Source organism: Planococcus sp. ANT_H30 (genome assembly GCF_008369335.1).
GTDB lineage: Bacteria > Bacillota > Bacilli > Bacillales_A > Planococcaceae > Planococcus > Planococcus kocurii.
Genome location: NZ_VOBJ01000007.1, coordinates 147,118 through 155,510, shown reverse-complemented (window position 1 = coordinate 155,510; position 8,393 = coordinate 147,118). Strand labels below are relative to the sequence as shown.

The window sequence follows — 8,393 nt, the reverse complement described above, 5'->3', positions numbered from 1 at the left end:
TGTATTAGGCACGCCGCCAGCGTTCGTCCTGAGCCAGGATCAAACTCTCCATTATAGAGTAGTGTTGATTGCTCAATACTGCTGGCGTATCGCCGTCCGAAGACGCACGATTCGCTTTGATCTGCGTGATGCTGATCAGTAAGTTTTGCGCGGGCCGTTTTGCGCGGCCGTTGCTATTTGTTGACGTTTTGCTGTTCAGTTTTCAAGGTTCAAGTTGTTGTGTTTTTGTTTGCCGCGCTCATTGGCGACTCAACTAATATACCATGCTGTTATATAAGAGTCAACAGTTTATGCAAAAAAACTTTAACTTTATGAAATACACTACTTTGAAACGAAATCCTTGTCCCAATTTTTCTAATCTAAAAGAGCAACTTTTGCTTACCATGTTGTTGTATTCTAGCTGTAATAGGTTTTGTTTTGTTATACATCTGGTTTATTTCTTTAGGTAATGAAAAGCTCTTCCAACTAGTCACACCCTGTTATATGAAGAGAACGCCCTAGTAATGGGTTCACTTCCAGATATAACATAGCTTCACACCTCCGGAATCACCACCTTGCATCACTAGAAAAATAATCCTCTCTTTAAGTTAGGACAATGCTTGAAAATTCTATCCAAACAAAAAATCAGAGATGCTATTTTGAGTTACTTAAACAAGATTTCTACCATCTATTTCGTCAAATAGAATTTTAGATATTGTTTTGAAACTGTTGAAACAATAATATTAAAATGAATAACCAGCAGCGTTAACATTTTCAAAAAATATTGAAAGCGTTGTGGTTCACTCACTGCTCCAACTTCAGCAAGCTCCAGAAAGATTCTCTAAGTCAGAACGAACTGGACGTTATCCGTTGAAAATCTAGCAAACTTTCATGCAGTCTGTTGCTTTGTAAAATTTCCTCGCCACTTCGGGCAGCTTCAATAGTAGTACGTCTTAAATCTTCGCACAAAAAAACCCCGCTGAATTTGATCAGCGAGCTTTTTATTACTTCTTATCCTTCGTCTTCTTCTGGAGTTTCTTCTATAACATCAATCTTTTCATCAGCAACGACATCGTCTGCTTCATAGACATCTGCTTCAGCACTTTCTTCGATCAAGGTTTCATCAACATCTCCATTGATTTCTTCCAGATCTTCAGGTAACTCAATATCTTTTTTAACTTTAGCTACAGTAGCAACAATTTCATCTTCGCCCAATCGAATCAAACGGACGCCTTGCGTACTTCTACCTGTAGTCGAAATATCTTCAACATCCATACGGATCAAAACACCGTTAACAGTGATTAACATAATGTCTTCTGTGCCATTAACAGTTCGCACCGCAACAAGTGGCCCATTTTTATCTGTAATCTGGCACGTCTTGATGCCCATACCACCACGAGATTGGACGCGGTACTCAGATTCTTTTGTCTGTTTCCCGTATCCTTTCTCCGTGATAACCAATACATTGTCGTTAGGATCCAAAATCTCCATGCCGACCACTGCATCGCCTTCACGAAGACGAATGCCACGAACTCCACTAGCTGTTCGACCCATGCTGCGGATATCTGTTTCTGGGAATCGAATCAAAGCACCGTTTCGAGTACCGATGATTATTTCTTTCGTACCATCTGTCAATTTCACAGAAATTAACTCATCTTCTTCACGAAGACTAATAGCAATCAAGCCGTTTTGTCGAATATTAGCGTAATTCGTGACAGGTGTCCGTTTACTAACACCTTCACGTGTTGTAAAGAAGAAGAACGCATCTTCTTTGAATTCATCGACGCGTATAACAGCTGTTACTTTTTCTTCCTTGCTAATTTCAAGAAGGTTGACTAAAGGTAAGCCTTTGGCAGTTCTGCCGTATTCAGGAATCTGGTACCCTTTTTTACGATAAACTTTGCCTTTGTTTGTAAAGAACAGAATCGTATCGTGTGTCGACGTATACAGTAAATGTTCCACAAAATCATCTTCATTCGTGCCCATTCCTTGTACGCCGCGCCCACCACGTTTTTGGCTGCGGTACGTGTTAGCAGGTAAACGTTTGATATAGCCGTTATGAGTCAGTGTCAACACTGTTGCTTCCACTGGAATCAAATCTTCATCTTCAAACATTTCTGCTCCGCCAGTTGTGATTTCCGTTCTACGCTTATCACTAAAGCGTTCTTTAATTTCAAGCATTTCTTCCTTAATAATTTCAAGAATACGATAATCATTCGCAAGAATATCTCTCAATTCTTCGATTAGTTTCACCAATGCTTGATACTCTTCTTCGATTTTATCTCTTTCCAACCCAGTTAAACGTTGCAAACGCATATCTAAAATCGCTTGAGATTGACGCTCAGTTAAATTGAAATCAGTCATTAAGCCGTTGCGTGCTTGTTCTGCTGTTTGTGAGCCACGAATCAATGCAATAATCGCATCAATATGATCTAACGCAATGCGCAAACCTTCTAGAATATGAGCGCGATCTTCTGCTTTTGTCAATTCGAATTGCGTACGACGACGAATGATTACTTTCTGGTGCTCAAGGTAATGGAAAAGAATTTCTTTTAAGCTAAGAACTTTTGGGTGACCGTCCACAAGTGCTAGCATATTAAGACCGAAGCTGGTTTGCATCGCTGTTTGTTTGTACAAATTATTCAAGAGAACACTGGCGCTAGCATCTCGACGTACTTCAATCACGATGCGCATACCGTTACGGTCAGATTCGTCTCGGAGATCCGTAATTCCATCGATTTTTTTATCACGGACAAGTTCCGCGATTTTTTCAATCAATCGCGCTTTGTTTACTTGGAAAGGAATTTCGTTGACAATGATAACTTCTTTGCCATTCGCTTTTGTTTCGATATCAACAACCGAACGAATTAACACAGAACCTTTGCCTGTTTCATAGGCGCGACGAATTCCGCTCCGACCAAGGATAATACCACCAGTCGGGAAATCAGGTCCTTCAATATGCTCCATTAATTCTTCGGTTGTAATTGCAGGATTATCAGCGAGTGCTAAAACAGCATCGATTGTTTCACCCAAATGGTGCGGTGGAATATTGGTAGCCATACCAACCGCAATCCCTGACGTACCGTTTACTAAAAGGTTTGGAAAACGACTTGGCAACACAATTGGTTCTTTTTCTTGTCCATCATAGTTATCGCGGTAATCAACCGTATTTTTATTTAAATCGCGTAATAATTCCATCGAAATCTTCGACATTTTGGATTCTGTATAACGCATTGCCGCAGCTGAGTCCCCATCGACAGACCCGAAGTTTCCGTGCCCGTCTACAAGCATATAGCGGTAACTAAAATCTTGCGCCATACGAACCATGGTTTCATAAACAGCTGAGTCACCGTGCGGATGGTATTTACCAATAACATCCCCAACGATACGCGCTGATTTTTTATACCCTTTATCTGCCGTAATCCCCAAATCATGCATTGCATAAAGAATACGGCGATGGACAGGCTTTAATCCATCACGCACATCAGGTAAGGCACGCGACACAATAACGCTCATCGCATAATCTAAAAATGAAGTCCGCATTTCCGTACTTATATTTATTTCTTCAACACCACTGCTCGGCCGTTCAGCCATATCCGCAGCCTCCTCTCAACTCTATACCTGTTAAACGTCTAAGTTTCTAACGTATTTCGCATTTTCTTCGATAAAGTTACGGCGTGGTTCAACGTCGTCTCCCATCAAAATATGAAAAGTTTCGTCTGCTACCATGGCATCGTTTAATGTAACCTGCAGCAAAGTCCGCACATCCGGATCCATTGTTGTGTCCCACAGCTGTGTCGCATTCATCTCTCCTAACCCTTTATACCGCTGAATATTCGGTTTTGGCGTTGGAGACAATTTTTCAAGTGCTAATTTTAATTGTTCATCTGAGTAAACATAATCCACATGCTTGCCTTGTTTGATTTGGAACAACGGCGGCTGGGCAATGTAAATGTAACCAGCTTCAAGCAATGGACGCATGTAACGGAAAAGGAAAGTTAATAACAGCGTACGAATATGAGCGCCGTCAACATCCGCATCGGTCATAATAACAACTTTATGATAACGTGCTTTTTCAAGATTAAACTCTTCACCAATACCGGTACCTAGTGCTGTAATAATATTGCGAATTTCCTCGTTCGTGAGAATTCGGTCAAGACGAGCTTTCTCAACGTTCAAGATCTTTCCGCGCAATGGTAAAATCGCTTGAAAATGACGATCTCGGCCTGATTTTGCAGATCCACCAGCTGAATCACCCTCAACGATATAAATTTCACTAATTTTAGGATCACGAGATGAACAATCGGCCAGTTTACCTGGCAGACTTGATACTTCAAGAACTGATTTACGACGCGTAAACTCACGAGCTTTTTTAGCCGCCATACGTGCATGGGAAGCCATAATCCCTTTTTCAACAATTTTCTTTGCAACGGTAGGATTCTCTAACAAGAATCGATCAAACCCGCCAGAAAATAAATTATTAACGATAGTACTGACTTCCGTATTGCCAAGTTTAGTTTTTGTTTGGCCTTCAAACTGTGGATCTGGGTGTTTGATGGAAATGATTGCAGTCAATCCTTCGCGCACGTCATCTCCGGTTAAATTTAGATCTTGTTCTTTCAACATGCTCTTTTTACGAGCATAGTCATTAACCACGCGTGTCAAAGCAGTTTTAAAGCCGGATTCGTGTGTTCCGCCTTCATGGGTATTGATATTGTTAGCAAAAGAGAAAATATTGGCTGCGTAGCCAGCATTGTATTGCATCGCTACTTCAACAGTAATGCCTTCTTTTTCAGCCTCAACAAAAATAGCCTCGTCGTGGAGTGGATCTTTGGATTTATTTAAATGTTCGACATACGACTTAATGCCGCCTTCAAAATGATAAACTTTCTCTTTTTCTTCGCCTTCGCGCTCATCTTTCATGACAATTCTTAAGCCACGATTCAAATAAGCTAGTTCACGTAAGCGATGATCTAGAAGATCGAATTCATATACAGTCGTTTCTGTAAAAATTTCTGGATCCGCTTTAAAACGGATTGTCGTGCCTGTGTGTTCTGAATCTCCAATTACTTTTAGTTCTTCTGTTACCGCACCACGTTCAAATTTAATATAATGTCTTTTTTCATCGCGATTAACGAATACTTCTGTCGTTTCTGACAAAGCATTTACTACAGAAGCACCTACGCCGTGAAGACCACCAGATACTTTGTAACCTCCGCCGCCAAATTTACCTCCTGCGTGCAAAACAGTCATAATAACTTCTACTGCTGGACGTCCCATTTTTTTCTGCATACCAACAGGAATTCCACGTCCGTTATCTTCTACGCGAATCCAATTATCGGGTTCAATGGAAACTTTAATTTCGGTACAATGACCCGCTAGTGCCTCATCAATACTATTATCTACGATTTCCCAAACTAAATGGTGTAGACCTCTTGAACCTGTAGAACCAATATACATACCTGGTCTTTTACGAACAGCTTCTAATCCTTCTAATACCTGAATTTGACTCGCTTCATATGATTCTTGCAAACCTTTTTCTTCCATAGCCATTCCATTCACCTGCTCTTTCTTACGCATTTCATAATCCGGAATTCCATTTATCAACATAACCTGTGGACGATATTTCACAATAATTTAGACATTCACAGGTGTAAGTACCTAAAAACCTATAATTTTCAGCTGTAAAAATACCAATAGCATTATGCTTTAACTTTTCCATTGGAAACTTCGAAAAGACGTGCACTTTGGATGGTTTCATGTTGGATTCCTTCAACACTTGTCGTCGTAACAAAAGTTTGAACAGACCCTTTAATTGTATTCAGTAAGTGAGATTGTCTGTAATCATCCAATTCAGAGAGCACATCATCAAGTAATAACACAGGCGCTTCTCCAACTTCCTGTTTAATCAGTTCGATTTCAGCGAGTTTTAACGATAAAGCTGTGGTGCGCTGTTGCCCCTGCGAACCGTAAGTTTGAACATCGTAGCCATTAACAAAAAATTGAAGTTCGTCACGGTGAGGACCGACAAGCGTCACTCCCCTTTCAATTTCTCGTTTTCGCACTTCTATCAGTTTCTGCTCTAAAAAAGACGCCATTTCTTCCGGCGTCCATTCAGGCTTTAAACCGCTGATCGGTTGATAGCGGATTTGAAGTTGTTCCAATCCACGAGAAATACCGTGATGGATTGGTTCAGCCCATTTTTGCAAAAGCTCCATGAACTGATATCGCTTACGAATGATTTTGACAGCCGCTTCTATGAATTGTTCTGTATAGACATCGAACATAACGTCATTAATCGTTTGTTTTCCGTAATGCTGTTTCAATATATGATTTCTTTGTTTGAGGAGTTTTTGGTAAGTTACTAAATCATGCAAATAAACTGGAGAAATTTGTCCGATTTCCATGTCAATGAAACGCCTGCGCACTTGTGGACTTCCTTTTACAAGGTGTAAGTCTTCTGGAGCAAACATAACAACATTTAATTGGCCAATATAATCACTCAGTCTACGTTGTTCTAAATGATTGACTTTTGCTTTCTTACCTTTTTTTGACAAGGTGATTTCGAGGGGCAGTTTACCATATTTACGGTAAACATCAGCTTTAATTTTACCATATTCGGCTTCCCAGCGTATCAGTTCCTTGTCATTTGACGTGCGATGCGATTTAGCCATGGATAAAACGTAAAGTGATTCCATGATATTCGTTTTGCCTTGTGCATTTTCTCCTATAAAGACGTTAATCTCTGGAGAAAAATTTAGTTCTAGTGATTCGTAGTTTCGATAATTGACAAGCTCGAGGCGGTCAATCCGCATCGAAGCTCATGCCTTCAGCAGTCACGATACGAAATTCTCCAAACCCTGGAATATTGATAAGGTCACTCGGACGTAATTTACGTCCTCTACGGCTTTCAGCTTCACCGTTTACAAAAACTTCGTGTTCCCCTAAAAACCATTTAGCCATTCCACCTGAACTTATTGTATCCGTCATTTTCAATAATTGTCCCAGTGTTATATATTCAGTCTCAATCCCGATTTCTCTCAAAATGCACTCATCCTTCGATTCATAGTCTATCCCTCTATTTTACCCTATTTTAGCTAAAAAGTAAAAAGGATAGCCTATATGGCTATCCTGAGGGTGTGATTTAATTTTAATATGTTCGGACAGGAAGAATTAGCTGCAAAATCGAATCATCTAAAGCTGATTTTAAAATGAAAGGACGCATTGCCCCAGTAAACTGAATAATAACATCTTGTCCATCAATTGCTTTTAGCGCATCCATCATAAATTTCGCGCTGAAAGAGATTTTTAATTCTTCTCCTTCGATGCTTTGTGCTTGTAGCTGTTCTTCTACTTTACCTACTTCTGGTGAATTAGAAGAAACTTCTACTTCATTTCCTGCTTTCGCAGAGAAACGCACGACATTATTGCGTTCTTCTCTTGCTAACAAAGACGCACGATCGATTGCTTGTAAAAGGGAACGTCCGTTAACAGTTACAGTCGTTTTGTATTCTGCTGGGATTAAGCGAGTAGTGTCAGGATAATTTCCTTCTAATAGACGAGAGAAGAAAAGAATGTGTTTTGATTTAAATAAAACTTGTTGATTTGTCATGACGATTTCTACTGCTTCAGAAGTGTCATCAAGAATTTTATTTAATTCAGTCAAACTTTTTCCAGGGATAACAACGCTATACTCCCCTTCTGGTAGTGTTTCTAACTTTGTTTTTCGACGTGCCAGACGATGGCTGTCGGTTGCCACACAAATAAGTTCGCCATCTTTTACTTCCCAATGAACACCAGTGAGTACAGGTCGTGTTTCTGAACTTGATACAGCAAAGACTGTTTCACGGTTGATTGTTTTTAGTAAATCGGCTGGAATTGTAAACAAACGATCGTCTTGAATGTCTGGTAATTGTGGATAATCCATTGCGTCCAAGCCGATTAAATGAAATTCAGATTTTCCTGAACGAATATGCGTTTGGAAATTTCCTGTGATTTCAATTTCAACTTCGTTAGTTGGCAATTTACGAATGATTTCTCCGAAAACCTTCGCTTGAAGAACAATGCTTCCTCCTTCAGTTACCTGAATGATTTGCTCTCCATCTTCTTCTGCTGGAATAAATGTTTGGATCGTGATATCAGAGTCACTACCAGTTAATCTCATTCCTTCTGAAGATACATCCATTTTAATTCCTGTTAAGATCGGAATCGTTGTTTTTGAACTTACTGCTTTCATTACATCGTTTAATCCTTCAACTAATCGTTCACGTTTTATCTCGAATTTCATTCTCGAACCTCGCTTATATATATATTTTATTTAAAGGCTTTTAAAGTAATAGTAGTAGTAGGGGCTGTGAATATGTGGATAAGCCTTAAAAAGTCAACAAAAGCAGTTTATCCACATGTAGATAAAC

The 8,393-nt window shown here is 39.8% G+C and carries 5 protein-coding genes; all 5 read right to left on the bottom strand.

Annotated elements, in window-relative coordinates; genetic code table 11:
• Positions 1–990: 990 nt before the first annotated feature.
• The 5 genes from gyrA to dnaN all read right to left on the bottom strand — a co-directional run bounded on the left by gyrA (position 991) and on the right by dnaN (position 8,266).
• Complete coding sequence (gyrA, locus tag FQ085_RS14365; protein ID WP_058383847.1) at positions 991–3,573, bottom strand: DNA gyrase subunit A; 2,583 nt, start codon at positions 3,571–3,573, stop codon at positions 991–993.
• A gap of 30 nt (positions 3,574–3,603) precedes the next feature.
• Positions 3,604–5,532, bottom strand: a complete 1,929-nt coding sequence (gene gyrB / locus FQ085_RS14360) for a DNA topoisomerase (ATP-hydrolyzing) subunit B (RefSeq protein WP_058383848.1) — start codon at positions 5,530–5,532, stop codon at positions 3,604–3,606.
• Positions 5,533–5,681: 149 nt separating this feature from the next.
• Positions 5,682–6,794 (bottom strand): DNA replication/repair protein RecF, encoded by a 1,113-nt coding sequence (recF, locus tag FQ085_RS14355; protein ID WP_058383849.1) that lies wholly within the window; start codon positions 6,792–6,794, stop codon positions 5,682–5,684.
• A complete protein-coding gene (gene yaaA, locus FQ085_RS14350) occupies positions 6,784–7,023 on the bottom strand; it encodes a S4 domain-containing protein YaaA (RefSeq protein WP_058383850.1) in 240 nt (79 codons plus the stop codon). The genes recF and yaaA overlap by 11 nt, the downstream gene beginning before the upstream one ends.
• A gap of 106 nt (positions 7,024–7,129) precedes the next feature.
• Entirely contained in the window at positions 7,130–8,266 is a 1,137-nt protein-coding gene (gene dnaN, locus FQ085_RS14345) for a DNA polymerase III subunit beta (RefSeq protein WP_058383851.1), read from the bottom strand.
• Between the last annotated feature and the right edge of the window lie 127 nt (positions 8,267–8,393).